Source organism: Neglectibacter sp. CSJ-5 (assembly GCF_032490475.1).
Lineage (GTDB): Bacteria > Bacillota > Clostridia > Oscillospirales > Acutalibacteraceae > Hominenteromicrobium > Hominenteromicrobium mulieris.
Genome location: NZ_JAVYJC010000001.1, coordinates 44,471 through 69,979, shown reverse-complemented (window position 1 = coordinate 69,979; position 25,509 = coordinate 44,471). Strand labels below are relative to the sequence as shown.

Sequence of the window (25,509 nt, the reverse complement as noted above, 5' to 3'; positions counted from 1 at the left end):
CCATGCTTCGGGACAACCCAAAAGAGTGCGGGCTTAGCCCTTAACGCCGCCGATCATAACGCCCTTAACGAAATACTTCTGCACGAACGGGTACACGATGAGGATCGGCACCGTGGAAACCACGATGGTGCCGGCCTTAATGGTCTCTGCGTTGGTATTCGTCTGCGCCATGACGTTGACGCCTGCCTGCTGCATTGCCTGCTGTGTATTCGTCAGCATGTTGCGCAGAACCGCCTGCAGAGCCCACTTATCAACGGAGCGGATATAAAGGACCGTGGAGAAGTAGTCGTTCCAGTAGCCAACCGCTGTGAACAGCGCGATGGTGGCGATGGTCGCCTTGGAAAGCGGCAGGATGATGGAGAAGAAGATGCGCAGGTCGGTTGCACCGTCGATGCGGGCGGATTCTTCAAGGCTTTCCGGAATGGAAAGGAAGAAGCTCTTCATGATGATGCAGTTGTATGCGCTTACGAGACCCGGCAGGATCAGCGCGAGGATGTTATCCATAAGGCCGATTGTCTGAATGAGCAGGAAGCTCGGAATCATACCGGCGGAGAAGATCATGGTGAAGAGGACAAGCGTCATCAACACTTTGCCGCCGCGCAGTCTGGACTTAGAAAGCGGATAAGCGGTCATAGCGGTGAGCAGCGTGCCCAGTGCCGTACCGGCAACCGTGACGATGATCGTGGTACGGAAGCCCGTGTAGATGTTCGGGTTTATAAATACGGATTTATAAGTATCCAGGTTAAAGCCCTTCGGCCAGAGGAAGATGCCGCCCTTCGTGGATGCTTCAAGGGAGCTGAAGGAAAGCATGATCTCATGCCAGAACGGATACAGCATGATGAGGCAGAGCAGCGTAAAGAACGCGTAGTTAAATACGGTAAAGATCTTTTCGCCTGTGGAGGTTTTGATTTTGTTCTTTTCCATGTTCATAACCTCCTTACCAAATACCCTCGTTGCCGGTCTTCTTGGCAACAAAGTTGACGATGAGGATCATGACGAGAGCGATGATGGATTTGAACATGCCCGCTGCGGTAGAGAAGGAGTAGTCTGCCTTCTGGATACCGATACGGTACACATACGTATCGATGATATCGGCTACGTCATAAACCAGTGCGGAATACAGCATGAAGATCTGGTCGAAGCCTGCGTTTACGATGTTGTTGCAGTTGAGGATCAGCATGATAACAATCGTCGGGGTAATCGCCGGCAGCGTGATGTTGAGCATCTGCTTCCACTTGCGTGCACCGTCAATCTCGGCTGCTTCGTAAAGCTGCGGGTCAACACCGGACAGCGCCGCGAAGTAAATAATCGTGCCCCAGCCCATCGTCTTATAGATGTCGGTGATAATCAGCATCGGGACGAAGAGCGCCTTGTCGGTAAGCACCTGCAGGTCCTTGCCCGTGATGCTCTTGAGGAGCGCGGTGATGAGGCCCGTGGACGGATCGAGGAAGTTCATGATGAGGCCGGCCATAACAACCCAAGAAATGAAGTGCGGCAGATAAAGGAGTGTCTGCGCCACTTTCTTGAACTTCATGTTGCGCATCTCGTTCATCATCAAAGCGAGGATGATCGGAATCGGGAAACCACATACCATCTTCAAAATGGAGATGTAGAGGGTGTTGTAGAAAGTCTGCATGAACGCCGGCTTATTGAAAAGCTTGATGAACTGGTCAAAGCCTACCCATGTGCTGTTCCACATGTTGTAGGGGTTGAAGTCCATAAAAGCAATCACATTGCCGAAGATCGGGATATAGCGGAAGATGAGCATGAAAAGCATGCCGGGAAGAATCAGAAGATACAGCCACTTGTCGCGGACAACATCTTTTTTAAAGCGCTCCCAGCCGCTCAGCTCATACGCCGGCTTTGCCGGTTTAGCTGCTGCTGCCATACGGTATAACCTCCTAAAAATATTGTGATGACCGCGCTTTCAATAAGAAAACACAAGGCTGTTTTTGCCCGAGGCAACACCCGAATAACAGGTTTCCCCCGTGACGCTGAAACATACCGAAACTTGTCCCCTTTTCTGTGGAACCGCTGCCATAGAAAAAGAGACACGAACAAAACAAGTTAAATGATTTGCTTTGTATTTGGTGCATCTTACAAAAACGCGGTATATCATTTTGTTTGCATTTGTGATTTTATCACCCTCTTTTGTGAATGTCAACAACAAAAATAGCCTATACTCGGTTTTTTACCCAAATTTGTCATTGGTTTTCGGTTTGTGCATCTTGCCTAATTTTTTTTGATCTCGATTTCCACTCCATACAAGTTTGTGTAAGCGGTTCCATATTTTTCATGCGTTTTCAAAAGACAACAAATTGCTAAATTCGCAGAATTTATGAAACCGCTTTCACAACGCTTGCAGTTATTCAACTGTATTTCACTGGTTTTTTTCAAAAATTCCGGAAATTTTGCAGGAATATTTTTTGTTCAGTCATTTCAATAGATTTAGGGCAATTTCATTTTCCTGTGCAAGTTGAAATAACATAAACATACCTTTATCTTTATTGTTAAATCATGTTTATCTTTTAATCAAATAATTTTCGAGTTGTACACCATAACGGCGTACCAAATTACAATTTTGTAATTTTTTAAAATTGTCTTCAAAAAGGCGAAAAACTTCATTCACATTTGCTTTTTCCCCCTCTGACCCGAAAATACGCAGGATACCGTCTTGTAACTTTCCTAATTCACATTTTGCACGCCATCTCCCGTTTCGGACGCTTGACGGCAGAGTAAAAACGCAGTACAATTATAGTGAAATGACCTGCACAGCAGGCAAACGGACAAGAAAGGATTGAACCTATTATGGCACTTAAAGTCGGCATTCAGCTTTACTCCGTGCGCGACGAAATGAAAAAAGACCCGATCAACGCGATCCGCCAGGTCGCAGAGATTGGTTATAAGAACCTTGAGTTTGCAAGCTCCAACGCAGATACAGACCCGGGCGTAGGCTTCGGCGTCGGCGTTGAGGACATGCAGAAGCTTTTAAAAGAAACCGGCGCAAACCTCATCAGCGGTCACATCCGCCCCATCAATGAGGAGACCATCGACCCGATGATCGCGTATCACACGCAGGTGGGCACGAAGTACCTCGGCCAGTCCGCAGACTTCTACACCGGCTACGACCAGCTGATGGAGCGCTGCGAATATTACAACTGGGCGGGCAAAAAGCTCTCCGAGCACGGCATCAAGTTCCTCATCCACAACCACTACCACGAGTTCCAGAAGCTGAACGGCAAGGAAATTCTGTTCCACATCATGGACAATACCGACCCGAACTACGTCAGCTTTGAGCTTGATACGTTCTGGGCAATGCGCGGCGGCATGGATCCTCTGGCTGTTATGGACCGCCTCGGCGACCGCCTGAAGCTCATTCACCAGAAGGACTTCTCTAAGACCTCCGATTCCCCGATCAACCTGTGGACAGTCAGCGACCCGAACGTGCTCGTCACGCGGGACAGCTTCGGCAAGGGTTCCGACCACAAGGATTTCTGCGAAATCGGCACCGGCATCATGGACATCCAGTCCATCATCAACAAGGGCAACGAGCTTGGCGCAGAGTACATTGTGCTTGAGCAGGATCACACCCAGCTGACCCAGATGGAAAGCGTCCGCATCAGCATGGACAGTTTCCACAAGTTCTCCGGTCTGGATTGGTAAACCTTTTCTGAACTTAAAAGGGTATCTCGGCGAAAACCGAGATACCCTTTTTTATTTGCCTGTACCGTACATTTCGTCCATTTCATTTTCCTTTGCAATACGCAGCAGGCGGTTGTATTTTGCGGTGCGGTCGCTGCGGCACGGCGCGCCGGATTTGATGAACCCTGCGTTTACGGCAACGGCAATATCCGCGATGCTTGTGTCCTCCGTTTCGCCCGAGCGGTGCGACATGACGATCTTCATGCCATTCTCCTTTGCAAGCTCAGCAGCGGCGAGCGTTTCCGTCAGTGTACCGATCTGGTTCGGCTTTACAAGTAGTGCGTTTGCGGCCTTGCGCCCGATGCCCTCGCGAATTCGTGTCGAATTCGTAACGAACAGGTCATCGCCGACAAGCATGATTTTTTTGCCGAGCTTTTCGGTAACGGTTGTCCACGCGGGCCAATCCTCTTCGCCGAGCGGGTCTTCAATAGAGCAGATGGGGTACTTTTCGCACAGCTTTTCCCAATACGCGATGAGCTGCGCGGAAGTGTATTTTGTGCCGCGCTTCGGTAAAAGATAGCCGTCGTTCGCCGCCCATTCGCTCGCAGCCGCGTCAAGCGCAATCTTCACCTCGTCCGTCGTGTAGCCCGCGCTCGAAACGGCCTCCAAAATGACCTCTATCGCTTCTTCGTCGCTTGCGAGGTTCGGCGCGAAGCCGCCCTCATCGCCCACGGAGACCGCAAGACCGCGCTGCTTCAAAATGCCGCCGAGCGTGTGGTAGATCTCGCTGCCCATGCGCACGGCCTCCGAAAACGATTTTGCGCCCACGGGCACAATCATGAACTCCTGAATATCCACGTTATTCGCCGCGTGCGCGCCGCCGTTTAGAATGTTCATCATCGGCACGGGAAGCTTCTGTGCGTTCGTGCCGCCGAGGTAGCGGAAAAACGGTTGTTTATAGTGCGCGGCAAGCGCCTTTGCAGCAGCAAGCGACACCGCCAACGTAGCGTTTGCGCCGAGCTTTTCTTTGTTTTTGGTGTTGTCAAGCTCGATGAGCATTCTGTCGACGTTCTGCACCGTCACGCGCTGCATATTTTCGAGCACCGGGGCAACGGTTTCCTCAATGCCCTCCACGGCTTTTTTTACGCCGCGCCCGAGATAGCGCTTGCGGTCATTATCGCGCTTTTCGTGTGCTTCAAATTTGCCCGTCGATGCGCCGGAGGGCGCGTTCGCTGTGCCGACGGAGCCGTCGCTCAAGATGACCGTTGCGCCGACGGTCGGCGTGCCGCGGGAATCGAGAATTTCCGTCGCCAGAACCTTTTGTATTTTCATCGTTTTCATCCTTTCTGTTTTGCAATACGCTTTCAGTATGTCCAAAAGCCGTTTTTTCATGCTTTATATCTGGAAAGTTGAAAACCGCTGTGATATACTGTGCTCATCCACGATACACTGCACCGAAAAAGTAATTTCTGCATGATATCAAATAAAACAGCATCGCTTTGAAAACCAAACGGAAAGGAATTTTCACCATGAACAAACTGCTGCACACCCCGCTCACCGTCCATAATGTGGAACTCGCAAACCGCCTTGTCATGCCGCCGATGGCAACCGGCAAAACGCCGGACGGTACCGCGCAGGACGACCTGCTCGCATACTACGACGCGCGCTCTAAGGGCGGCTGCATCGGACTCATCGTCATCGAACACGCCTACATCAGCCCCGAGGGCAAGGCGCACGAGGGCCAGCTCTCCGTTTCACGCGACACCGATATTCCGGGCCTTACAAGGCTTGTGGAGACCATCCATAAAAACAACACCCGCGTCATCGCGCAGATCAACCACGCGGGCAGCGCGGCAATGGAGGAAATCACCGGCTATCCGGCAATCAGTGCGAGCGTCACGGCACAGCCGGAGTATGCACGCAAAAGCGAAAAGCCCGTGCGCGAAATGACCGCGGACGACATGCACACCGTTGCAAAAAAGTTTGCCGAAGCCGCGCTGCGCGTAAAAGAAGCCGGGTTTGACGGCGTAGAAATTCATGCGGCACACGGGTATCTCCTTGACCAGTTCTACTCCCCGCTCGGCAACAAGCGCGCGGATGCTTACGGCGGCGACCTCGACGGGCGCATTCACCTGCTTTTGGACGTCATCCGCGCGGTGCGCGAAGCCGTGGGCGCGGATTACCTCGTTGCCCTGCGTCTCGGCGCGAGCGACTACACCGAGAGCGGCGCGACCATTGACGACGCGGTGTATGCCTGCAAAAAGTTTGAGAAAGCCGGTGTTGACCTGCTCGATATTTCCGGCGGCTTCAACGGCTTTACGGTGAAAAACAGAAAGGGCCCCGGTTTCTTTGCAGACGCCTCCTCCGCGATTCGCGAAGCCGTGCATGTGCCGGTCATTCTGACGGGCGGCGTGACAAAGGCGAACGAAGCCGAAGCACTGCTTGAGGAAGGCGCCGCCGACCTCATCGGCGTAGGCCGTGCGATTTTCAAGGACGCCGACTGGGCGAAAAAGGAAATGGAGGAATAACCATGAAAGACGTGTGGAAAGTCTATTTTAACGGCAGCTTCGGCGGCAAAAGCCCGGACGGCAGCCACCCCGGGCAGGCGCTCAAGCTAAATCAAAAGTTCCGCTTTGCGGGACACGATTGGTACGTGCCCGCGGCGTACCTTACCGCAAAAGGACTTGTGCTCGACATTCTCATGCGTGCTGATAAAGCGGCGCTCGAAGATTTCTGTAAAAAGTGGGAGCACCTTGAAGATGAAGACGTGCCGAACGATGTATTCGAACAGGCGGAGCGCGAAAATCCGCTGGCTTTTGAGTTTTCGCCGCAAATTGAGCTGAACGGACAGACGCTCCCATTTTCGCAGGGTCACGGGCTTTCGTACCACCCGCTGTTTCAAAACGCTGCGGCTTGCGAGACCGTGCTCGACGAAGACGAAATCGATTTTGACACGCCCACCGAGCGCGCGATCATCGACCACTACGGGCTAAACCCTGAAGACGGCTGGGCGATTCACCGCTATTCGTTCCCGTGGAAGACGAAGCGCCGCCCGAAAAACATTTCGTCGCTCGCGTTGACGCTGACCCCGCAGCCCGTGTGCGTACCCGGCTCAGAGTTTGAAGTTCAAAAACCCGGCGACATATTTGCGTTTTCCCATAACGGCATACCGTACACGCTGACAGCTCAGAATTTGGAGCCGCAGACGCTGCCGAAAAACGCTTTTTCCGACGCGCGTTTCGATTTTCCGAATCAATTTACCGCAATGACCTATACGGTCTCGCCTGCCCCGCCGAAAAACCTCATCTCCGTTGAGGACTGCACGCAGAACGATCCGCCTGTTGAGCGCGAAGCGCCCAAGGACTACCCGTTCATGCCCGAAGCGCAAAACGCTGCCGTTATCGGCATCATCGGTGGCGCAGACGGACCCACAGCGCTGTTTGTCACGGCAAAAAGCGAAGACAAAGCCGTGCTGACCACCTGCTCGGCGCTGCATTTTGCGCCTCCGAAGAAGATCACGTGGCGCATCGTCTTCCATGAAACGCCGTTTGCGCCCGAGACATTTCCTCTTCTATAAAAACTTGAGCGGTAAAATTATGAGCCTATGACTTCGTTCATGTGGGAAAACTCCTTCCGTTTCGGATTTCCGCCTTTCTTTGACTTAATTATGACCGACCGTTTTTACCCGCACAAACAGGCACTTCTTCGTAACTCTCTAAAACCCCGCGCCACATAAAAAACACTCCAAAAAGCGGTTAAAACCAACCGTTTCCGTTCATAAGGATGTATTTTCTTATGAGAGATTGGTCGCGACCTCTGTTATGGAGGCTGTGGCCTTTTCTCTTTCTATGGTAGATCACGGCCTTGACGATTCTGCGATAGCAAGCCTTTCCTTTATGGTTGCAAGGTCTACAAGTCCGACACCGGTAAAGTGGATGTCAATGTCCACCCGCTTATGCCCGTTCACCGTTTCACTGTTGTGAACCTCGATTCGCTTGATGATCTTATTGACCACCTCCGGCGTAAGTGTTTCCATACTGGAGTACTCCCTGAGTCCTGCCAGTAAAAGCCGAATATCCACACTCTCCCGCTCCAGTTCGGCCAGCTCTTTTTCCTTTATACTGACGGATTGCAGTAGCTCTGCCTGCTCTTTTTCGTACTTTGCTGCCATACGGGAATAACGCTCATCAGACAGTTTGCCCGCAAAATTATCCTCATAGAGTTTGGCAATCAGCCGGTCGATTTCATCGATACGGTGTTTTCCAGCAGCGATGTCCGATTTGATAGATCGGATATTCTGGTCTTTCCCCGCAGATTGTTGCTTTCCAATCATTTGCAGAAAGAATGATTCGTGACATGTGACGAAATCTGCAAGATCGCTGACCGCCACTGAGACGATTTGTTCCAGCACGACATTCCGGATATAGTGAATTGTGCATTCTCCCCGACCAGACTTATAATTGGCACAGCGAAAAAATTCTTGATTTGCCTTCAAGCTCTTAGCCGCACAAAAGTGGAGCTTTGAACCGCAGTCTGCACAGAAAACCAATCCGGAAAACAGGCTTGTTTTCCCCGTCGCAGTCGGGCGGCGCTTATTTTTGCGTAGCTCCTGCACTCGGAACCAAGTGTTTTCGTCAATGATCACTTCCTGTGCGTTTGGCACGATGCTCCATTCCTCCTTCGGCTTGCGAATCAGTTTGTGTACCTTGTAGCTGACGGTAGTCGTTTTCAGATTAACCATACAGCCGGTGTATTTTCGATTGCTCAAGATGGCGTCAATGGTGCTGTCCTTCCATAAATACGGATCGCTCGGCATAGGACGATTGGCGGAAGAAGAACCGACCGAATAGTAATATGCGGTAGGGGTAAGAACCTTCTCCTTTTGCAGAAGCCTCGCAATTTGCTCCGGACCTTTTCCTTCAAGAGAAAGGAGGTAAATCCTTCGTACTACCTCGGCGGCAGAATCCTGGTCGAGGGCGTAAATTAAGGCAGGGACCTCGGTGATCCCTGCCTTTCGTGCGGCGTGCAAGCGGCGGTGGCCGCTTATGACCTCATATTCATCTGTATTTTCTATTGGTCGGACGATCAGCGGCGAGAGAACGCCTTGCGTTTGTATGCTTTCGATCAGCGTATTCATTTCATCATCGTCCTTGACCTTAAACGGGTGTCCGGCAAAGGAACGCAATTTTTCTACCGGAATTGCCACCGGCTTTTTCATCGTATTTTTCATTTTATCTACCTCTTTCTTTCTCCAACGGAAATTTCTTCGGCTTGTACGGTGGTCGGTATTCCAAGGTGAATAGCCGATAGCGGTTTTCGGCGTTCTGCCGCAGCTGCTCGTTGACACGCTCCTTTGAGAAGCCCATACTATTCAGCCGCACGGCACGCCCTCAAAGCCATAGTCCACGCCGGCATAGGCTTCATAGGCCTGTCCGATCTTGCGGTTGTGAAATAGCTCCTGCGGGTTCTGTGGAATGGCATTCAGCTTCGCCCCACAGTGGGACAGGATGCTTTTCGGGATGAAGTAGTAGAACGGGATGCACATTACACCATCTCATGAATGCCTCCCTGCCTGTAATGTGCAGACCAGCCGATGGCCCCTTTTTATCCCACTCAATTTACTATACTCGTTTTGCAAGGATAAAGAGACACGGGAGGTACAGAGATGCAGTTTTTAAGCTGGTAGGGGCATTCGCAGCCGGGAGCGGCGGACAGGACAGAAAACGGACGGCGGATGAAAATGTGGATTTACTGGCCGCCAAGAGCGAGGCCTTCAACAAAGGGCTTCGGGGCCGGGCATTTTTCTATGTGGTCAACGCCTCCGGCGGCACTTTTACGGCAATGGCCGTGCAGAAGGACCCTCGCATGAATATGAATCCTCAGTTTCCTGCGTATACGGAGGCATTGGGCGTGAAGCTGACGGATATCCATGCGGAGGAGGTTTCTCTCCATACTGCTTGTAATTTGCTGCACCGAGCCAGCCGAAATGATTATATTGAAGATGATGACGATGTTTTAAAGATGTTGGATCTGGACTACATGGTAAATCGGCGCTTCAGTAACTTCCGCTTCTGAGAGGATCTCATGGACGAGGCTCGCAAGGACGAGATTTACGCCAAAGCCGAACGGCTCTTTACGAAGGACTGCCTTCTCCCGGAGCTGGACCGCATTTACGCCGGGGGCGCTTCCGCAAAAATCGTTGGTCATCCCGTCCACTACTTGATACAGACCGATGACGCAGGCATCCGCCGGGAGATGATCCAGTCCTTGCTGCCATCGCTCTATGCTAACGGTCGACTGCAAAACAGGCGGTACAGTTCTGTCTACTTTCGCGGAGAGGCGTTGTATGGGAAGTCCTCGGATTACGACCAGTTTTACAAAAGTAACGCCGGCGGCACAGTGATCGTCCAATACAGCGCCGACTACGGTGACACAGACGACGAGGATACGGCTAACGGGATCCGTGATACCATTAAAAAGCTATGCAACTACATCAAAAAATACCGTCATCAGGTGCTGACCATCCTTTGTCTGCCCCGGGAATGCACGAAGCTGAAAGAGCTTTTTTACGAAAATCTCGGCACGGTCAGTTTTGTGGAGCTGAAGGAAGAATTTCTCGAGGGTGAACAAGCCGGAGATTACTTGAAGCTGTTGGCCCGGGACAATCATGTCCGCACAGATAAAAAGCTGTTTGCTAAGCTGGAGGGAAACCGGGGGTATCTGGCGCCGGAACTGAGGACAATCTTCGATGGTTGGTATAACAACAAGCTGAAAACCACCGTGTATCCCCAGTACAAAGAGATTAGCACCGTAAAAACCGGGGTAGAGAAAGCCAAACCGAAGGGCGACGCCTACAAGGAGTTGATGGAAATGATCGGCCTGACCGAGGCCAAGAATGTCATTTTGCAGGCGCTGAACTACCACAAGGCGCAGAAGCTTTTTGCGGACAAAGGTATGAAAGTCGATTGCCCTGCCATGCACATGGTGTTTACCGGCAATCCCGGCACGGCCAAAACCACCGTGGCCCGGCTCTTTGCCCGGATCATGCGGGAAAACGGGCTGCTGTCCCGGGGACATTTGGTGGAAGTGGGGCGGGGCGACCTGGTGGGCAAATATGTAGGATGGACGGCGCAGACCGTGCAGAAAAAGTTTGAGCAGGCGGAGGGCGGCGTACTGTTTATCGATGAGGCCTACGCTCTGGTGGATGACCGCAGCGGCTCTTATGGGGATGAGGCCATCAACACCATCGTGCAGGAGATGGAGAACCATCGGGACGACATGGTGGTGATCTTCGCCGGGTACCCGGATAGGATGGAGGAATTTTTGCAGAAGAATCCCGGTCTGCGCTCCCGAATCGCCTATCATGTGCCCTTTGCGGATTACAGCGTGGAGGAGCTGTGCAGCATTGCGGCGCTGACGGCCCAAAAGAAGGGCTTGCACCTAGATGATCAGGCACAGGAAAAACTGGCCTCTGTTTTTGAGACGGCACGGAGACAGGCGGATTTCGGCAATGGCCGCTATGTTCGCAATATCCTCGAAAAAGCAAAAATGGCGCAGGCCACCCGGCTGCTGACTAAAGACTACGAGAGTCTCACGCAAGAAGACATCACGACCCTGAGCGCCGAGGATATTGAAATGCCGGAGATTGCAGCCTCGGCAAGGCCGAGGATAGGCTTTTCGGCGTGACTTCCCATGTCCTGTTTTCTGCGCTGATTCTTGATTCGGATCAATTGGCGGCCTGCGAAAAAGAGGTCAGCCGGCTTCGCGAGCAGATCGCCGTGCGTGCGGAGTGTGGAGCCTTCACGGATTAGCGCCATGTGTGCCTACTTCGGTATTCTGTGGCCTGTTTTTTTGCCCCACGCCATCTTGTGTTATAAGAGATACCGTGATAGAATATGGTAAAAGAGGAAGTGGTCCCATGCCTGTGAAACAGCCGAAAAAGCTGCTGATTCTGAACATTTTGGATATCCTGCGGAAGTATTCCGACGAGGAACATCGCCTGAGTCAGAAGGGCATCGCCGAGATTCTGAAAACCGAATACGACATGACCGCCGACCGCAAAGCCATCCGGCGGAACATTCTGAACCTCATGGACTGCGGCTACAACATCGAGTACAGCGAATCCATCCGCATGGTGCCGAACCCCAAGACCGGCGTGCCGGAGGAAAGCTACCTGTGGTCGGACTTCTATCTGGAGCGGGACTTCACCGACGGCGAACTGCGGCTGCTCATTGACAGTCTGCTGTTCTCCAAGCACATCCCTTACAGTCAGTGCAAGGAGCTGGTGGACAAGCTGGAGGGCCTGTCCAATGTGTATTTCCGCAGCCGGGTGAAGTACATTGCCCGCCTGCCGGAGGACAAAACCGACAACAAGCAGCTCTTTCTCACCATCGAGCTGCTGGACGAGGCCATCAGCCGTGGACGGAAGGTCAGCTTCAAGTACCTGGAGTATGGAACGGACAAGCGGCAGCATAGCAAGACCCGCCCCGACGGCACAGAGCGGGTGTACATCATCTCCCCCTACCAGATGGCGGCCAAGGAGGGGAAATATTACCTGATCTGCAACTATGACAAGTATGACGACATCTCCAACTACCGGCTGGACCGCATCACGGAGCTGAAAATTTTGGACGAGCCTGCCAAGCCCTTTGAGCATCTGAAATGGGCCCATGGCCGGACGCTGGATCTGGCCACCTATATGAAGGAGCACCCCTATATGTATGCCAGCGACAATGTCCGGGCGGTGTTCCGGGTGGCCAAGGCCATGGTCAGCGATGTCATCGACCTATTCGGCACGGAGGTGACCTTCTCCGACGAGGACGACGCCGGTGTTACCGTGACGGCCTTCACCAACGAGATGGCTATGGAGCAGTTCGCTATGAACTTCGCCCCGGATGTGACGGTGCTGGAGCCCCAGCACCTGCGGGAAAAGGTTAAAAACGCTTTGAAAAAAGCGTTGGAGAAATATAATTAATGGAGTGATTGGAATGGAAAAGAATTTGATAATCCGATTTTTAACAACGGAAGCAATCAAAACGCCGGATAGGCCCAAACATAAGGATCGTCTTTGGGATGCCATCCGAAAAGCACATCGGGATGTAATGACCGGGGCACGCACCGGGAATATATCAAAGTATGCCGAAAAAAACAAAGACGGAAAAGATGAAACCCTGGAGTATCTGTACCAAGAAATCCTTAATGCGAAAGAGCCGCTTTCTTCCAGTTTCTTGATACAGAAACTCCAAAAGAACGATGGCACACTAGAGTTTGCGGCGATCCAGAAGCTGGTCAATATGACGCTAAAATATCTTATCATTCTTAATGAATGTGAGGGAACGGCTTCCGTCTTTGATATTTGTGAAGAAAAATGTGACTGTCCGGTTGACAGTATCATCTTAGAAAGACTAAACAAAATTAACGGGAATAAACACGAATGCTGGACTAAAATAGAGGAACCGGAATACATAAAAGTGCAGGACGAAATTCGGGCATATTTGAGGGAGGAGTATTCCCAAGACACACGCGGCAATATATGGTTTGATTTTCTTATGTGGAAAGTTAACTGATGAATTTGAATGGGGCACAGGGAATCCATTTCCCTGTGCCCCATTTTTGCCCCACTCACTGTGCTATACTATCCTCTGAAAGGAGCGGATGCGTATGGATAAGACGACCGCGTGGATGCTGCGGCGGGACGGGATTGCATTTCCCTGTCAATGGCACTACTATGGAAACGCCGACCCGGCGGAGGTGGAGGAGACCCTCTATGCCGCCGAATGGCTGTATGATGTTACCCAAAGCGAGGAGACCCGGCAGCTGTGCATGGACCTGATTGCCGCCTACGGTGTGGCGCTGCGGCCCAACCGCAATCTGGTGCGGAACCTACTGCTGACCATCCGGGAGCGTCCCTATGTTTTCCTCAGCCGTGCTTTTGTGGAGCGGCACGCCGGGGAGCTTTTCTATGTGGACCCGGCCCGGCTGCCGGAGCTGAACGCCGCCGTAAACCGGGCGCTGAACAGCGAATTTCTCCGGGTGCGTCTGGGTGGGCTATATGACACCGTACCCGGAAACCGGGATCTCTATTTTCGAGTGTCCGGGGCGGATTTTAACTGGCTGCCGCTGATCCGGGCGTTTGCCGAGGCCCATGCCGCCGAAGCCGACACCGTCACCGTGCTGTGGGATCAGGAGAGCTCCGGACACAGCGAATATCTGGCGGACGAGGCCGGACGCACACTAGATCATATCCCCCTGCAAGAAATCGTGCAGTGACCGCATTTTCTTCCAGCCCCAATAAAACGCATACGGCGGCAGGTGATATACCTGCCGCCGCTGTTTATTTCTCCATCCATTTTTTGATGGTCTTGTTGGTATTGTGCCGCTGCACGGCGCCCACCGCCGCAGCGATGTTGGCGTCCCGCCGGGCCTTCTCCGCAATGGAGTTCTGCCGATCCAGCAGGTCGTTCTGCTCCATGGCCAGGGCGTTGGCCTGCTGCTGTTCCTGCAGGCGCATTTCCTCCAGCGCCCGCTGCTGGCTCTTATCGAAGTACTCGATAGCCTGCCGCACATCGTAGTCCGAGGTGGAGATCATGTCATAGATGTACTGCAGGGCGTCCACCCGCCGGTACTGTGCCGGAACAATGCGGGTCTCCCCGTAGAGCGCCGCCAGTTCCTTCTTTGCTTGGGCCAACTCCTGCTCCTCTTTCCCGATTTGTGCTTGATGCTCCGCTTCCCATGCGCTGCGGGCCGCTTGATACCGGGGCAGGAGCACGGAGTCATATTCCTCCTTAGCCTTGGTGTACGCTTCGTCAAACTCCTGCTGCTGCCGGTTTGTGGTCATACGGGCGGTCGTGCACTGCTGTTGGTATTCGGCGGAATTGCGGATTCTCTCGATGGTTGCCGCCTTTTGCTTGCGGTAAAGAGCGAAGTAATACACAGGCACCCAGACAAACAGTGTCAGTGCAAACATCCAGACGAGAAAAGCACTGTTGCTGAAGGTGGAGAGGGCCAGCGTGATCCCGGTAGGCCCCAGCATCAGCAGCCAGTTGACCTTGCAGCCGTGCCGGATAGGCGGCTCGGTGTAATGGGCCTCCTGCCGCACCGGCGGCCGGGGCGCCGGTGCGGCGTAGGTCTCCGCCCGCTCCTCCGGCAGAAACTGCTCCAGCACCTGGATCTGCGTTTCCAGCTCCAGCGCCTGCTTGATGACTTCCACTTGCTTTTCGTGTTCCATAGTGTTTTCTCCTTTTCGTTTGATATGGACAGGATAGCGCACTTCATGCGCCTTTTTCGCCCTACGGCCAGTACCGCCGAAGCAGACGCTCCATATTTTCCCGCCCCACCGGGTTCATTGTGTGAATACGGACAGGCAGAAATTGCCTGGTTTCTGCCAGCCAGTCCAAAAGTTTGATCCCATCGCCGCCATCGCAGGCGTAGTCGCCCAGATCGTGGTCGCAATCCACCAGCGTGATGGGTTCGATCGCACAGAGGATCAGGCGTTTTGCCTCGTTGACACTCCGGCACCATACAAAGCCCTCCGGCGCCGGGCACATGTCATCCAGCCAGATTTTCATGGTTCCTCCCGGGACGATTCATTTTCGGGAAGAATACCAATATCTGCGAGTGCTTCCTTGCTATAACAGTTCCGAAACCATGCGATGCTGTTCTCCAACATTGCTTGCTGCTGCGCCAGACAGTAGATGTTCAGCAGATATTCAATGCTGCGGTCGCCCTTGAGAAATTTGCTGATGGGTTTCAGCAGTTTGTGGATGCCCTTCAGCGGCCCTCGGTAGTATTCCAGATCCAAATAATTGTTGAGAGGATGATCGTGAAACACAAACGGTATGGCCTCTCCCGGATCGCCCGACACGGTGTATCCACTGCAGGTCATGTCGCTGGCATCGCCTTTGGCACGCATTCTTGCCAGTGTGCGGTCCAGGTTGCTGAGCCATTTGTCTGAGTATCCCGAAACGGGCAGCTCCCGCCGAAGGGTTTCAGCGTCCCAGGTGCAGAGGTCGGTCAGCACAAAGGGCTCGTCGGGCCATCTGTGAGAACACACGATGTCCCCGGCGTGAAATGGGGTAGGAAAGTCGAACCACATCCCCTCAAAAGCAATGGACAGATCCAAGTCACGGTCGTTAAACTCTCTGCAATCCAGCTGGCACACCTCTCCCTGCAGGGTCAGGATGCAATAATCATCCCACGTCAAATACTCACCCGGATCCATGGGGCGCTTGATAATGCGAAGGTTGAATGTGTTTTCTCGAATACCTGCGTACTGGCAGTCGGACAGGCAGTGCTCAAAATCACTGAACGGGCCGAACTCCATATCTCCGCATAATTCGCCCCGCCGGGACAGCTCACAGACATAGACGCAGCCATCCGGCTCCTTGAAGCGCCGCAGATCCCGCTCCTGCAGGTCAATATAGTCCCGCAGAAACTGGTGAAAATCCGGAATGGCCTCCAGATGCAGCCGCCCCGCCATAGCGCAGTTCGGCATGGTGTCGATGATCTCCCGCCATGCGGCGATTTTTTCATTCAGTGTGGCAGACTTGCACCAATACACCAGAAAGGCCGCCTCCGGCGTGGTAAATGAATAGTTAAGCTTTTGCAGGTGCTCCCGCATATCACGGGAATCAATAAAACGATAAATGTCCAACTTCTTTTCCTCCTGTTCATTCTGCCTGCCCCGGCAGTGTCGACTGCCGAAGCAGGCAATTAATTTGCATGATCTCACCGTCCTGATTGAAGAGACAGGTGCCTATCCGACGGCTGTGCTCTGCCGCATTGAGCGGTTCCTTGCGGATCTCCATCTTGCAGCAGCTCACAGCCTGCGCCGCATGTATTGCGGCGGCAAGACAATCCTTGTAACTGCGATACACACCACCCGAATCGGTTTCTTCCGCCGCTGGTAATTTGTATTGATAGACGCAGCTGCCTGCCGCCTGAAACTGCCCCAACATTTTCTCCTGCAGTTCGATGTAGGCAGCTACCCGCTCCCGGATATCCCAAGCGTAGTCCCAAGGACAACTCGGCACATCCCCGACTATTTCCTGCCATGCGGCAATTTTTTCATTCAGTGTGGCGGCCTTACAGTACCAGATCAGGAACATTTTTTCCTCTGTACTGAATCGGTATTGAATTTCCACCAGGTATCGCCGGATGTCGGCGGAGTCTATAAATCTGAAAATGTCCATCTCGCTCACCCTCTACAGGTACTCCATCCAGCGGATTTGCCGGATGCCCAGTTGCTTTTTCCTTGCGTAGCACAGCGCCCGCCAGGTTCCGCTATGGATCCGGGAATGCTCATCGTAGACGGCGATCAGGCGGCTGCTGCGGTCAATCATATACCGGTCCCGGGCCGCCAAAGCGGCCATCCGCCGTACCGGTTCCACACAAAGAATGCGGTCAGATGCCGCTATAGTTTGCCGATAGGAATTCTCTGTTACATCGGCGTTATAGCCCGGAAAGGGCAGAATCGCCATCAGCGTCAGCGGCAGATTCTTACGCAGCCGCAGCACAATCTCCGCCGCCCAAGCGTCCACTCCCAGCGCACCGCCGTAGAGAAATGTCGTATAGCTGTCGGCAATGGCCTGCAAAATTTCGCTCTCTAACGCACGAAGCATTTTGGCAGCGGCGGGATCACCGGTGTTGCTGCCCCAGGGAAAAAATTGGGGGCGATGCCCCGTAAAGCAGCAGGTTTTCTCTGGCTGTATGTCCAATGCTCATCCCTCCTGTTCCTTCTGAATACTGCGATAGTGCCGGCTTCCGTCCGCCTTGAGCGACAGTTGCATCTCATCGGGCAGCGAAAAGGCATGGCGAATCCGGATATCAATTCCCGGTGTGCAGAGCGAGGGATGTAGGTAGACGACGGCTTTTCCGTGCCGCAGCTCTACCCGCCCACGGGGAAAGTAGTTGTAGGGCATCCCGCCGGTAAGGGAATGCGGAAGCGTTTTCCAAAATCGCCTATGATTATTGCCGACCGTATCGGTTTCGTCACCGGAAACGGGAAAGCACAGCAGTTCTCCGTCCACATACCAGAACAGCCCTCGTTTCGCAGTCACCCATCCATCACCTCCGCTTATCAGGATAGAGCATCATGTGGGCCTTTTTCGGTTCACCCAGGCAAAAAGAAAGCCGGTATACACCGGCTTTTCTGAAACACATTTGTACTCTTTTTCGATGGTCGTCATTTCTAACGGTAGATAAGCTCGTTTGAAACGATTTCCATTGCAGTGTTTCGAAGATTGTTCATTTTCTGCACCCAAAGCATCTGGTTTTCTGCTTTGAGGACCTCCGTTACGCCTTCCTTTTCGGCAAGCAGCTTTACAAGCTGAGAAAACATTGCTTCTGCCTGCTCGTTGAGGTCTGCAAGGTAATCGTTCAGCTTGCCGATGGTCAGCAGGTTGGCATAGCGTACACGGTGATGCTCCTTGAGATAGCGGAGGTGCCGCTGTCCCCATATTCCGATTGGCTGATCTTCCTCCGGCTCATCATCTCCGACAACCAGGTAACGGTGTGTTCATCTGTGATGTATTTTTCCGTAATCAAGTCCTCCACTCTGTAATCTTGAATCTTTTGGTTTTGGCATTTGCCACTTTGATAAGCACCTCGTCCACGGCATCGGTGTATTTACCCTCCGAAATAAACCGATTACGAAGATTGTTCAGGAACTCAATCATTAGTCGCCATTCTTCAGTTGTAAGCGCAAGGTAATACTTCTGCCTCAACAGCCAGACCTCCCTTGATTTTTCTATAATCATTATAGCAAGGCTGACAGCGGTAATCGAATGTACGGATATAAGAAAATTACCGAGAAAAGTCCGTAGTGGACTGATCTCGGTAAATTCCCTTGCCATTGCTGCGCCTGATAACTAAGCTCTTTTAATACTTCGTTATCAGCTCGTAGCTTTTTACAGCTCGTTTTTTCTCCCATTGCCGATTTAGCTGCGGTGATAATTTGATTTACTGCCTTATCAACGAAAACCGAACTTTTTGGAGTGTTTATCATTTTATAAGCTATCTTACACGAAATTCAGCGGGTCAACGCGCGTGCCGTTCTGGTAGACCTCAAAGTGGAGGTGGTTGCCCGTGGACTGGCCTGTGGAGCCGACATAGCCGACGATCTGGCCCTTTTCCACATATTCGCCTGCGGAAACCGCAAGCGAGCTGCAATGCGCGTAGCGCGTGGAATATGTACCGTTGTGCCAGATGAGCACGTTATTGCCCCAGGACCAGTGGTACTCCGCAGAGATGACCTGGCCGGATTCCGCCGCGTAAATGGGGGTACCGTACGGAACGCCGATGTCCACACCGCCGTGCGGCGAGCCGCTGAACATGCCGCCGAAATACTGTGTGATGCTGCCGTAGCCGTAGCCCGCAAGCGGCCAACTGAATGAAAGGTCGCCGGTGTTTAAAACATCGCTCGTGTTACCCGAGCCGGAAGACGTGTTGCCGCTGCCGGAGTTGTTGTTCGCAGCATTCTGGTTTGCTTCTGCCTGACGGCGTGCTTCCTCTTCCTTTTCGGCCTGCGCGTTTCGGTCTGCGATAAGCTGGTCAAGCTGCGAAACGTAATCTTCCTTCGCCGCCTCGGCCGCCGCCAAATCGCTTTCCGTCTCGCTGCTCTGGGTATTCAGCTCGTCGATGAGCTTCTGGTTTTCTTCCTCGAGCGCCTGCAATTCTTCCTGCTTTTTTTCAAGGTCTTTCTTCTGGTCGGCAAGCTCCTCTTTTTCTTTGTTGAGCTCATCGCGCTGATCCTGCGTCTGAATGCGGTAAAGGCGGATTTTCTCCATCAGCTCGCGGTCGTGCTTTGTGATGGTCTTCATCGCCTCGGAGCGCATGGAAAAATCGTAAAGGCTCGTGGAATCAAATAAGATCTGCAGCGTCGTCAGGTTGCCGCCGGAAGCATACAGCGAGCGCAAACGGACTTTCAATTCCGCAAATGTATCGGCATATTCCTCGTCCGCCTTTTTAATCTCGGCTTCGAGGTTCGTGATGTTCGTATTGAGCTGCGTAATGTTCTGCACCGCAAGGTCGATGCTCGTCTGGTACGTCGTGATCTGCTCTTCGAGCGTTGCCTGATACGCTTCGGCTTCACTCGTCTGGTCGCGCAGCGAATCAAGCTTTTCGTTAAGGCGCTCGGCCTCGGCTTCATTTTCCGCCTGCTGCGATTTAATGGATTCAATCTGCTCATCGTATTCTGCCGTCGTGGTCGCAAAGACCGAGTTGGAGGAAATGAGCATCGTCACCGCCAGCACACCGGCCACAAAACGCAAGCTTTTTTTCTTCATCTTCATATCGATTAACTCCGTGTTTTCACAAAAATCAAGAGTCCTGAAGAAACTCTACCCTTATAATATATTACAATTCGGTAACTTTTTCAAGGTTTTTTGAAATCTTTCTGTAATCAGACACGGAAAGTTTACATTTCAAAAGAAAAAAGGGAAGCACTTAGCTTCCTCAATTTTCTATATTAGAAATATCAATTCAAAATTTCTTCCGCCGCGCCGACGCGCTGCACGTCGTCCCCGTCTTTAAAGCCCGGTGCGTCCGCAAAATCGAAGCCGAACGCATTCTTTTCCGGAAACAGCTCCAAAAGCGGGAACAGCACGAACGCGCGCTCCAAAATGCCGGGGTGCGGCACATTGAGCTCCTTTTCGCGCTGTGTGAAGCCCTCGTACAGCAAAACATCTAAGTCCATGCACCGTGCACCGTGGTAAATTTCGCGCACGCGCCCCATCGCTGCCTCTATGCCGAGGCACGCGCCGAGCACCGCGCTTGGCGAAAGCTCCGTTTTCAGCAAAACGCAGATGTTCCAATAGTCCTGTTGCTCGTCCGGCACGTCAAACGGCGCGGTCTGCCACACGGAGGAAACGTTTTCGACCTCCGTTTTCGGCAAATGCGAAAGCGCCGCGAGCGCTGCGCGCAGATTTTCCCGGCGGTCGCCTAAATTTGTGCCGAGCCCCAAGACGACGCGCTTCATGCACGGCTCCTTGTCATTTCGACCGAGACGTAATCGAACACCGCGTTGATGGGCGCTTCCGGCTTTTTCAGCTCCACCGTCACGCTCTGCACCTTCGGGTAGTTCTCCAAAATCGCATCGCATACCACCTGCGCCGCGCGCTCAATGAGGTCATATTTCTGTGCCGTGAACACCGCGTTCACCGTTTTGCGCACGGCGGCGTAGTTCACAGTCTCGTTAAGGTCATCTGTCTGCGCCGCGCGGGAAATGTCCGCCTGCATCGCAATGTCTAAAATAAACTTCTGGCCGTTTTCCTTTTCCTCCGGGTTCACGCCGTGATAGGCAAAGATTTCAAGGCCCTTAATGCGTATCGTTTCCATTTTATACTCACTTTCTGAATTGCTTTATCGCGTCCGCTACGCGCGCCGCCTGCACCGCTTCAAACGTATCGTGCGCGCGCACCATGTCTGCGCCGAACAGCACCGATGCCGTATGTGCCGCCACCGTGCCCGCCATGCGGTCTTCAAACGGCGGGTTGCCGCAAACAGCACCGATAACGCGTTTTCTCGACGCCGCCATCAAAAGCGCCGTACCCGGCACGCGGATTTTCTCCGGGTTTGCGATAAGCGCGAAATTTTCCTCATTTGTCTTGCCAAAGCCGATGCCCGGGTCGAAGCAAAGGCGATTTTTATTGACGCCATACTGTTCCGCTTCCGCCGTTTTTTTCTCAAAAAACGCACGAACACGCACCAAAATGTCGCCGCCCGCGCCGTTCAGGTCATCCGGATCGCCGGGGTGCATCACGATGCAGCCGCAGTCGGTGTTTTCCACCGCACGCCACATTTCCGGTGCAAAACCCGTCACGTCGTTGATGATATGTGCGCCGGCTTTGAGGGATTTTTCCGCCACCTCGGGGTAAAACGTGTCAATGGAAATGGCAAGATTCGTCTTCTCCGCAACTGCCTTCACCACGTTTTCAATGCGCGCCCATTCTTCTTCGGGCGAGATGCGCACGCTGCCCGGGCGGGTGGACTGCCCGCCGATGTCCACAATGTCCACGCCCTGTGCTTCCATCTCTACCGCGTGGCGCACCGCTTTTTCGGGGTCAAAATACTTGCCGCCGTCGGAAAACGAATCCGGCGTCACGTTCAAAATGCCCATCACATAGGTTCTGTTCAGCGGAAAGCGTTTTCCCGCCGCGTAAAATTCCGTCATATCGGTCTCCTTACTTTGCAAGCAGCAGCATGACCTCGTTGCGGGTCTTCGCTTCCGTGCGCATGCAGCCGCGCAAGGCAGAGGTCTGCGTCAAAGCGCCCGCCGCACGCGCGCCGCGCATCGTCATGCACAGGTGCTCCGCTTCAATGAACACCGCCACGCCGCGCGGATTCAGGTTTTCTTCGATAAAGTCCGCAATCTGCGCCGTCAGACGCTCCTGCACCTGCGGACGCCGCGCAAAGCAATCGACAATACGGGCAAATTTGGAAAGCCCGATGATCTTGCCGTCGCGCGGGATATACGCAATATGACACTTGCCGATGAACGGCAGCAAATGGTGCTCACATACGGAGTAAAGCGGAATGTCCCGCACAAAAACGAGCTCGTCGTGCTCGCCCTCTTCGTGGAAAATTTTGAGATGCTGCTTCGGGTCGGATTTTAACCCCGAGAAAATCTCCGCATACATGCGTGCCACACGGTTCGGCGTTTCCTGCAGGCCCTCGCGCTCCGGGTCTTCTCCGACAGCCAGCAGAATTTCCCGCACCGCTTTTTCGATTCGTTCCAGATCCATAAATGAACACCCTTTCCCTCATGTTTCTCGTTTCCGTCATTATAACACAGAAGCTGAGAAAAAGAAACGGCCCGCAGCGAAATTTGCCGCAAACCGTGCTTTCTTCAAAACAGATCGAGCATGTTGTCTAAATATATTTCTTCCCGCACGCGCAGTCGGTATTCCGGCTTTGTCATGTAGTAAAGCAGAAATTCCAAAATGAGCGCACTGCCGAGCCCCCTGCCCTCAATTTTAAAGTTCGTGAAGCCCATCGGCAGATATACGTTCTGTATATCTGCAACACCGATAAACCCCGGATTCTCCATCGCCTTTGAAAAGCGGTAGCCCTCCTTTGCGTTCGGCGCGGTGCAGATGTGCTCCGGGCTGTCTATACCGAGATTTTTGCGGCTCACCGCTTCATAACACACTTTGCGGTCTTTGCAGCCGAAAGAGCAGCACTCGTTGCAGAGAAACTCCGCCTTGTCCTTCAGCGCCTGCGGCAGCGCGTTCAGCTTTTCAACTTGTTTATTCAGCCGGAAATCCGGCACGACAAACCGAAAATCTTCGCGTTCAAGCTCCCGTTTAAAGTCTTCGAAGTCCGTCAGCACCTTCGTCGTAGACGAAACAAAATACAGACCCGAGTACGTCTTTTTTAAATAGTCTAACAGTAAATCGGAATGCACGATCACGCCGTTTTGCGGGCTTTCGCTTTCCGCAAACAGCTTACACAGCGTGTTGCACTTCGGGTCGGATAAATGCTTTTCCTCCAACAAAGAATTGCTGAACGTCAGCCGCGCGGAGATGTTATATTCCCGCATGAGCGAGAGTACCGCGCGCGGGTCGTGCTCGCCGTCGCCGAGGCGCCCGCCGCCCCAAAGGCAGTCCGCCGGCGCGCCATAGATAGATGCAATCTCGCACCACTCGTAAAAGTATTCTCTGTGCGCTCCGTACAGCGGCAAAAACACACTGTACAGCTCGAAAAATTCAAATAAGCCGGGCAAATGATAGTACGCTGTCACGTTTCCCTCCGATTTAATCCCCGTACGGGTCGGCAATGGCTTCCGAAAGCTCCGTGCCGTCCTCCGCCACCTGCCGCACCGTCACGCGGTCGCCTTTTTCTATGCCGTCCGCCGCACAGGTCACGGCATATTCGGACAGGAACGTCGTCTCCTTCGCGTTGCCGTCCACGTAAATCACGCTGTACGGCGTGAAATTTTTGCCGCGCACCATCAGCATATCGTTCCGCACATACGCCGTGTTCACGGTGATGTCCCGCGTGCCGAAGCGCATGTCGGTCTCCTCAAACGGCTGCTCGCCGTGGTACACCACACGGTCTCCGTACAGCATGTCGTATTGCAGCGTGCGCAGCTCCGTTTCGTATGCGCCGCGCCACGGGTTTAACTGGTGGAATTTCGTCAGTGTACCTACGTTGATGTTTAAAAGCTCCAAAACACGGGACGAAAGCTGATACGCCTTCACGTTTTTATCCGCGCCCCCCACGCCGCAGTTGCTCCAAATGACGTACTCCGTTTCAAACAGGCCGCCTGCAGAAAGGTCCAGCATGTCCTTGCTGATCTCCAGCGACGGCATGTGGTCGCCGTACAGCACCAAAACGGTCGGCTCCTCCCACGTCGTCAGCACATCGGTCAGCGTGCGCAGAAATTCATCCACCTCGTGAATCTGCGTCGCGTAATACTCCATTTGTCCGCGCAAAGCGGGGTCTTCTATGCCGGAAAGCACTTTGATATCCGCCGTCTCGCTCTCCTCCGGATACGCGCCGTGCGGCTGCACCGAAATGGTGTAAATAAGGTCGCGTTCCTCCGTTTCGGAAAGCGCCCGCACAATCTCTTTTGTCAGAATCTTATCCTTCGCCCAGCCGATTTCGTTTGTCTCCACGTGGTTCATGTATTCAAGCGTCGTGAATGAATCGAACCCGAGCTTCGGGAACACGATGTTGCGGTCATAGAACGTCGCCGTATTATTGTGAATGACGTGTGACGCGAGCCCAAGTTTTTTTAAGTCATACGCGATGGACTCGCACGGCGTTTCCTGCAAAATCGTCTTGTACGGATATTCGCCCGTGCCGAAGTCATGCACATTCATCTGCGTGATGACCTCAAATTCCGTGTTCGCCGTGCCCGCGCCGACGGACGGCGCGGTGAAATACCCGCTGGGGCATGTCTCCTTCAGCTCTTCAAAATACGGCACCGGGTTTTCGGAGAACGTCACGTCTTTTAAGCGGTTCACGTCGAAAAACGACTCCAGCTGCAAAAAGATGATGTTCGGCACGTCCTCGGGCGCTTTGTCCTTTGTGCGCAGCACCTCCGCTGCAATGGCGCGCACGCGGCGGGCGGAGTAATCCTCCGGCCGGTCAATACCCGTGTCAACGAGACTGCGCGTAAACGTGTACGCAAAGCCGTAATTCTCTGTCAAACGGATAACATCCGTATATGTATTCTCGCCGAAGCCTAAGGACGTCGGCAGATACGGAATGACAATGCACGCGCAAAGGAGTATCACGCTCACCGCCGTGTTAAAGAGCCGGTGCACCGGGCTTTTCGGGCACTTTTTAAAAAGCATCACAAGCCCCGCAAGCAGCAAAATCACCGCAATAACAAGCAAAATAAATGCCGGTACGCTCATGTAAATGCCGATAAACGACCAATCGAGCTGCAAAATCGCAAAATCAATGGCGGAAAGCGGCGAAACGCGGTAGCTGAGCACATATAAATTCGCAATGCCGAGTCCAAACCACACCGTGCCGATCAAAATGCCGAAAAACCACCGTCTCTTGGAAAACAGGCACAGCGAAAGGGAAAACGTCAAAATCAGCACGTTTTCCAAAAACGCCAGCGGGTGTGATTCGAGCAGCACAAAAACAGCGGAAAGGCTCTGCCTGCCCATCAGCTCTATGACGATATTCAAAAATAATCCGCCGAGAAAGCACCCCAAAATACCCCGAATGCGCGTTCCCTTTTCAAACAATCCGTACAGCGTATGAAAAAACCGCCTGATGTCCTCCACCCCCGGTCTCCTGCTCGCAGTTTCTCAGAACTGCGTATTCAGCATGATTATAAGACCGAAAATGAATTTTTTCAAGCGGTTTCAACTTAGTATTTTCTTAAAATTTTTGGGGCCGCATTTTACG

The 25,509-nt window shown here is 53.0% G+C and carries 29 protein-coding genes; 8 read left to right on the top strand and 21 right to left on the bottom strand.

The annotated features are described in order from the left end of the window. Positions 1 to 33: 33 nt before the first annotated feature. Together R2K26_RS00340 and R2K26_RS00335 are read right to left on the bottom strand one after the other, a co-directional pair. Positions 34 to 924 carry a carbohydrate ABC transporter permease gene (locus R2K26_RS00340; protein WP_316518003.1) on the bottom strand — a complete coding sequence of 297 codons (891 nt, stop codon included), beginning with the start codon at positions 922 to 924 and terminating at the stop codon, positions 34 to 36. Positions 925 to 937: 13 nt separating this feature from the next. Then, positions 938 to 1,888 (bottom strand): sugar ABC transporter permease, encoded by a 951-nt coding sequence (locus R2K26_RS00335; RefSeq protein WP_176821102.1) that lies wholly within the window; start codon positions 1,886 to 1,888, stop codon positions 938 to 940. Positions 1,889 to 2,808: 920 nt separating this feature from the next. Here R2K26_RS00335 and R2K26_RS00330 point away from each other — a divergent pair. Further along, a complete protein-coding gene (locus tag R2K26_RS00330) occupies positions 2,809 to 3,663 on the top strand; it encodes a sugar phosphate isomerase/epimerase (protein WP_316518001.1) in 855 nt (284 codons plus the stop codon). A gap of 51 nt (positions 3,664 to 3,714) precedes the next feature. Here the strand turns inward: R2K26_RS00330 and eno are convergent, their stop codons facing one another. After that, on the bottom strand, positions 3,715 to 4,983 hold the full coding sequence (gene eno, locus R2K26_RS00325) for a phosphopyruvate hydratase (RefSeq protein WP_316517998.1): 1,269 nt from the start codon (positions 4,981 to 4,983) through the stop codon (positions 3,715 to 3,717). A gap of 188 nt (positions 4,984 to 5,171) precedes the next feature. On the opposite strand from eno, the gene R2K26_RS00320 reads away from it, so the two are divergent. Together R2K26_RS00320 and R2K26_RS00315 are read left to right on the top strand one after the other, a co-directional pair. Next, the gene (locus R2K26_RS00320; RefSeq protein WP_316517997.1) at positions 5,172 to 6,170 is read left to right on the top strand and encodes an NADH:flavin oxidoreductase; all 999 of its coding nucleotides are present in this window, start codon (positions 5,172 to 5,174) and stop codon (positions 6,168 to 6,170) included. 2 nt (positions 6,171 to 6,172) lie between these two features. Continuing rightward, entirely contained in the window at positions 6,173 to 7,219 is a 1,047-nt protein-coding gene (locus R2K26_RS00315) for a hypothetical protein (protein WP_316517995.1), read from the top strand. A 279-nt stretch (positions 7,220 to 7,498) separates the two neighbouring features. Here the strand turns inward: R2K26_RS00315 and R2K26_RS00310 are convergent, their stop codons facing one another. Together R2K26_RS00310 and R2K26_RS00305 are read right to left on the bottom strand one after the other, a co-directional pair. Next, the gene (locus tag R2K26_RS00310) at positions 7,499 to 8,872 is read right to left on the bottom strand and encodes a recombinase family protein (RefSeq protein WP_316517994.1); all 1,374 of its coding nucleotides are present in this window, start codon (positions 8,870 to 8,872) and stop codon (positions 7,499 to 7,501) included. A gap of 141 nt (positions 8,873 to 9,013) precedes the next feature. Next, the gene (locus tag R2K26_RS00305; RefSeq protein WP_316517992.1) at positions 9,014 to 9,187 is read right to left on the bottom strand and encodes a hypothetical protein; all 174 of its coding nucleotides are present in this window, start codon (positions 9,185 to 9,187) and stop codon (positions 9,014 to 9,016) included. 197 nt (positions 9,188 to 9,384) lie between these two features. Between R2K26_RS00305 and R2K26_RS00300 the strand changes: the two genes are divergently transcribed. The 5 genes from R2K26_RS00300 to R2K26_RS00280 all read left to right on the top strand — a co-directional run bounded on the left by R2K26_RS00300 (position 9,385) and on the right by R2K26_RS00280 (position 13,911). Continuing rightward, positions 9,385 to 9,717 (top strand): hypothetical protein, encoded by a 333-nt coding sequence (locus R2K26_RS00300; protein ID WP_316517990.1) that lies wholly within the window; start codon positions 9,385 to 9,387, stop codon positions 9,715 to 9,717. Between the two features lie 9 nt (positions 9,718 to 9,726). Continuing rightward, the gene (locus R2K26_RS00295) at positions 9,727 to 11,328 is read left to right on the top strand and encodes an AAA family ATPase (protein WP_316517989.1); all 1,602 of its coding nucleotides are present in this window, start codon (positions 9,727 to 9,729) and stop codon (positions 11,326 to 11,328) included. Between the two features lie 232 nt (positions 11,329 to 11,560). After that, positions 11,561 to 12,616 carry a WYL domain-containing protein gene (locus R2K26_RS00290; RefSeq protein WP_316517987.1) on the top strand — a complete coding sequence of 352 codons (1,056 nt, stop codon included), beginning with the start codon at positions 11,561 to 11,563 and terminating at the stop codon, positions 12,614 to 12,616. A 13-nt stretch (positions 12,617 to 12,629) separates the two neighbouring features. After that, positions 12,630 to 13,208 carry a hypothetical protein gene (locus R2K26_RS00285; RefSeq protein ID WP_316517985.1) on the top strand — a complete coding sequence of 193 codons (579 nt, stop codon included), beginning with the start codon at positions 12,630 to 12,632 and terminating at the stop codon, positions 13,206 to 13,208. 94 nt (positions 13,209 to 13,302) lie between these two features. Continuing rightward, on the top strand, positions 13,303 to 13,911 hold the full coding sequence (locus R2K26_RS00280) for a hypothetical protein (protein WP_316517983.1): 609 nt from the start codon (positions 13,303 to 13,305) through the stop codon (positions 13,909 to 13,911). 64 nt (positions 13,912 to 13,975) lie between these two features. Here the strand turns inward: R2K26_RS00280 and R2K26_RS00275 are convergent, their stop codons facing one another. The 16 genes from R2K26_RS00275 to R2K26_RS00205 all read right to left on the bottom strand — a co-directional run bounded on the left by R2K26_RS00275 (position 13,976) and on the right by R2K26_RS00205 (position 25,286). Then, positions 13,976 to 14,869, bottom strand: a complete 894-nt coding sequence (locus tag R2K26_RS00275) for a hypothetical protein (RefSeq protein ID WP_316517980.1) — start codon at positions 14,867 to 14,869, stop codon at positions 13,976 to 13,978. A gap of 61 nt (positions 14,870 to 14,930) precedes the next feature. Continuing rightward, complete coding sequence (locus tag R2K26_RS00270) at positions 14,931 to 15,209, bottom strand: cyclic-phosphate processing receiver domain-containing protein (RefSeq protein WP_316517978.1); 279 nt, start codon at positions 15,207 to 15,209, stop codon at positions 14,931 to 14,933. Beyond that, a complete protein-coding gene (locus R2K26_RS00265; protein WP_316517976.1) occupies positions 15,206 to 16,294 on the bottom strand; it encodes a hypothetical protein in 1,089 nt (362 codons plus the stop codon). Before R2K26_RS00265 ends, R2K26_RS00270 begins: the two co-directional genes overlap by 4 nt. A gap of 16 nt (positions 16,295 to 16,310) precedes the next feature. After that, the gene (locus R2K26_RS00260; protein WP_316517974.1) at positions 16,311 to 16,832 is read right to left on the bottom strand and encodes a hypothetical protein; all 522 of its coding nucleotides are present in this window, start codon (positions 16,830 to 16,832) and stop codon (positions 16,311 to 16,313) included. 12 nt (positions 16,833 to 16,844) lie between these two features. Continuing rightward, on the bottom strand, positions 16,845 to 17,357 hold the full coding sequence (locus R2K26_RS00255) for an SLOG family protein (RefSeq protein WP_316517972.1): 513 nt from the start codon (positions 17,355 to 17,357) through the stop codon (positions 16,845 to 16,847). A gap of 3 nt (positions 17,358 to 17,360) precedes the next feature. After that, the gene (locus R2K26_RS00250; protein WP_316517970.1) at positions 17,361 to 17,699 is read right to left on the bottom strand and encodes a hypothetical protein; all 339 of its coding nucleotides are present in this window, start codon (positions 17,697 to 17,699) and stop codon (positions 17,361 to 17,363) included. A 131-nt stretch (positions 17,700 to 17,830) separates the two neighbouring features. Then, positions 17,831 to 18,100, bottom strand: coding sequence for a TnpV protein (locus R2K26_RS00245; protein ID WP_396897216.1), 270 nt, complete (start codon positions 18,098 to 18,100; stop codon positions 17,831 to 17,833). Beyond that, positions 18,034 to 18,186: a hypothetical protein gene (locus tag R2K26_RS15420; protein WP_396897202.1), complete on the bottom strand. Its 153-nt coding sequence runs from the start codon at positions 18,184 to 18,186 to the stop codon at positions 18,034 to 18,036. The genes R2K26_RS00245 and R2K26_RS15420 overlap by 67 nt, the downstream gene beginning before the upstream one ends. Then, positions 18,183 to 18,365 (bottom strand): hypothetical protein, encoded by a 183-nt coding sequence (locus R2K26_RS00240; protein ID WP_316517968.1) that lies wholly within the window; start codon positions 18,363 to 18,365, stop codon positions 18,183 to 18,185. The genes R2K26_RS15420 and R2K26_RS00240 overlap by 4 nt, the downstream gene beginning before the upstream one ends. Positions 18,366 to 18,659: 294 nt before the next feature. Beyond that, positions 18,660 to 19,931 carry a peptidoglycan DD-metalloendopeptidase family protein gene (locus R2K26_RS00235; protein ID WP_316517967.1) on the bottom strand — a complete coding sequence of 424 codons (1,272 nt, stop codon included), beginning with the start codon at positions 19,929 to 19,931 and terminating at the stop codon, positions 18,660 to 18,662. A gap of 185 nt (positions 19,932 to 20,116) precedes the next feature. Beyond that, positions 20,117 to 20,617 carry a 2-amino-4-hydroxy-6-hydroxymethyldihydropteridine diphosphokinase gene (gene folK / locus R2K26_RS00230; protein ID WP_316517965.1) on the bottom strand — a complete coding sequence of 167 codons (501 nt, stop codon included), beginning with the start codon at positions 20,615 to 20,617 and terminating at the stop codon, positions 20,117 to 20,119. Beyond that, positions 20,614 to 20,976, bottom strand: a complete 363-nt coding sequence (gene folB, locus R2K26_RS00225) for a dihydroneopterin aldolase (protein WP_308449808.1) — start codon at positions 20,974 to 20,976, stop codon at positions 20,614 to 20,616. Before folB ends, folK begins: the two co-directional genes overlap by 4 nt. Positions 20,977 to 20,983: 7 nt before the next feature. Beyond that, positions 20,984 to 21,811, bottom strand: coding sequence for a dihydropteroate synthase (gene folP, locus R2K26_RS00220; RefSeq protein ID WP_316517962.1), 828 nt, complete (start codon positions 21,809 to 21,811; stop codon positions 20,984 to 20,986). Between the two features lie 10 nt (positions 21,812 to 21,821). Then, complete coding sequence (gene folE / locus R2K26_RS00215; protein ID WP_176819551.1) at positions 21,822 to 22,382, bottom strand: GTP cyclohydrolase I FolE; 561 nt, start codon at positions 22,380 to 22,382, stop codon at positions 21,822 to 21,824. Positions 22,383 to 22,486: 104 nt separating this feature from the next. After that, complete coding sequence (locus R2K26_RS00210; RefSeq protein WP_316517956.1) at positions 22,487 to 23,380, bottom strand: hypothetical protein; 894 nt, start codon at positions 23,378 to 23,380, stop codon at positions 22,487 to 22,489. Positions 23,381 to 23,393: 13 nt separating this feature from the next. Then, on the bottom strand, positions 23,394 to 25,286 hold the full coding sequence (locus R2K26_RS00205; RefSeq protein WP_316517954.1) for an LTA synthase family protein: 1,893 nt from the start codon (positions 25,284 to 25,286) through the stop codon (positions 23,394 to 23,396). Positions 25,287 to 25,509: the final 223 nt, after the last annotated feature.

What these genes read in the sequence shown, in the direction of transcription:
- R2K26_RS00340 (WP_316518003.1), bottom strand. Translation starts at nt 924, where the DNA reads ATGGAAAAGAACAAAATCAAAACCTCCACAGGCGAAAAGATCTTTACC.
- R2K26_RS00335 (WP_176821102.1), bottom strand. Translation starts at nt 1,888, where the DNA reads ATGGCAGCAGCAGCTAAACCGGCAAAGCCGGCGTATGAGCTGAGCGGC.
- R2K26_RS00330 (WP_316518001.1), top strand. Translation starts at nt 2,809, where the DNA reads ATGGCACTTAAAGTCGGCATTCAGCTTTACTCCGTGCGCGACGAAATG.
- eno (WP_316517998.1), bottom strand. Translation starts at nt 4,983, where the DNA reads ATGAAAACGATGAAAATACAAAAGGTTCTGGCGACGGAAATTCTCGAT.
- R2K26_RS00320 (WP_316517997.1), top strand. Translation starts at nt 5,172, where the DNA reads ATGAACAAACTGCTGCACACCCCGCTCACCGTCCATAATGTGGAACTC.
- R2K26_RS00315 (WP_316517995.1), top strand. Translation starts at nt 6,173, where the DNA reads ATGAAAGACGTGTGGAAAGTCTATTTTAACGGCAGCTTCGGCGGCAAA.
- R2K26_RS00310 (WP_316517994.1), bottom strand. Translation starts at nt 8,872, where the DNA reads ATGAAAAATACGATGAAAAAGCCGGTGGCAATTCCGGTAGAAAAATTG.
- R2K26_RS00305 (WP_316517992.1), bottom strand. Translation starts at nt 9,187, where the DNA reads ATGTGCATCCCGTTCTACTACTTCATCCCGAAAAGCATCCTGTCCCAC.
- R2K26_RS00295 (WP_316517989.1), top strand. Translation starts at nt 9,727, where the DNA reads ATGGACGAGGCTCGCAAGGACGAGATTTACGCCAAAGCCGAACGGCTC.
- R2K26_RS00290 (WP_316517987.1), top strand. Translation starts at nt 11,561, where the DNA reads ATGCCTGTGAAACAGCCGAAAAAGCTGCTGATTCTGAACATTTTGGAT.
- R2K26_RS00285 (WP_316517985.1), top strand. Translation starts at nt 12,630, where the DNA reads ATGGAAAAGAATTTGATAATCCGATTTTTAACAACGGAAGCAATCAAA.
- R2K26_RS00280 (WP_316517983.1), top strand. Translation starts at nt 13,303, where the DNA reads ATGGATAAGACGACCGCGTGGATGCTGCGGCGGGACGGGATTGCATTT.
- R2K26_RS00275 (WP_316517980.1), bottom strand. Translation starts at nt 14,869, where the DNA reads ATGGAACACGAAAAGCAAGTGGAAGTCATCAAGCAGGCGCTGGAGCTG.
- R2K26_RS00270 (WP_316517978.1), bottom strand. Translation starts at nt 15,209, where the DNA reads ATGAAAATCTGGCTGGATGACATGTGCCCGGCGCCGGAGGGCTTTGTA.
- R2K26_RS00260 (WP_316517974.1), bottom strand. Translation starts at nt 16,832, where the DNA reads ATGGACATTTTCAGATTTATAGACTCCGCCGACATCCGGCGATACCTG.
- R2K26_RS00235 (WP_316517967.1), bottom strand. Translation starts at nt 19,931, where the DNA reads ATGAAGATGAAGAAAAAAAGCTTGCGTTTTGTGGCCGGTGTGCTGGCG.
- folK (WP_316517965.1), bottom strand. Translation starts at nt 20,617, where the DNA reads ATGAAGCGCGTCGTCTTGGGGCTCGGCACAAATTTAGGCGACCGCCGG.
- folB (WP_308449808.1), bottom strand. Translation starts at nt 20,976, where the DNA reads ATGGAAACGATACGCATTAAGGGCCTTGAAATCTTTGCCTATCACGGC.
- folP (WP_316517962.1), bottom strand. Translation starts at nt 21,811, where the DNA reads ATGACGGAATTTTACGCGGCGGGAAAACGCTTTCCGCTGAACAGAACC.
- folE (WP_176819551.1), bottom strand. Translation starts at nt 22,382, where the DNA reads ATGGATCTGGAACGAATCGAAAAAGCGGTGCGGGAAATTCTGCTGGCT.